The 445-nt window shown below is 70.3% G+C and carries 1 protein-coding gene; it reads left to right on the top strand.

Going from position 1 to position 445, the window contains the following annotated elements; translation table 11 throughout:
• Positions 1–406 (top strand): HAD-IC family P-type ATPase (locus FQ755_RS16160; protein WP_144155863.1); only part of this gene is annotated, 406 nt, incomplete at its 5' end.
• Positions 407–445 lie beyond the last annotated feature (39 nt).

Raw genomic sequence — 445 nt, forward strand, 5'->3', positions numbered from 1 at the left:
GGTGCTGCCCGACGACAAGGCACGCGTGATCGCGCAGCTGAAGGCCTCGACCCAGGGCGTGGTGGCGATGGTCGGCGACGGCATCAACGACGCGCCGGCGCTGGCCGCCGCCGATATCGGCATCGCCATGGCGACCGGCGCCGACGTGGCGATGCACACCGCCGGCATCACGCTGATGCGCGGCGACCCGGCCCTGGTGGCGGCGGCCATCGACATCTCGCGTCGCACCTATCGCAAGATCCGGCAGAACCTGTTCTGGGCCTTCGTCTACAACGTGGTGGGCGTGCCGCTGGCCGCCTTCGGGCTGCTCAATCCGATGATCGCCGGCGCGGCGATGGCCTTCTCCAGCGTCAGCGTGGTGACCAATGCGCTGCTGCTGAAGATGTGGAAGGGCGAGGCGCGCTAGGCTCGGCGGCCGCCGGCGGAATCGGCGAGGGCAGTTGCG

The organism is Paraburkholderia sp. BCC1885 (assembly GCF_900996235.1).
In the GTDB taxonomy this organism is placed as follows: Bacteria; Pseudomonadota; Gammaproteobacteria; order Burkholderiales; family Burkholderiaceae; genus Paraburkholderia.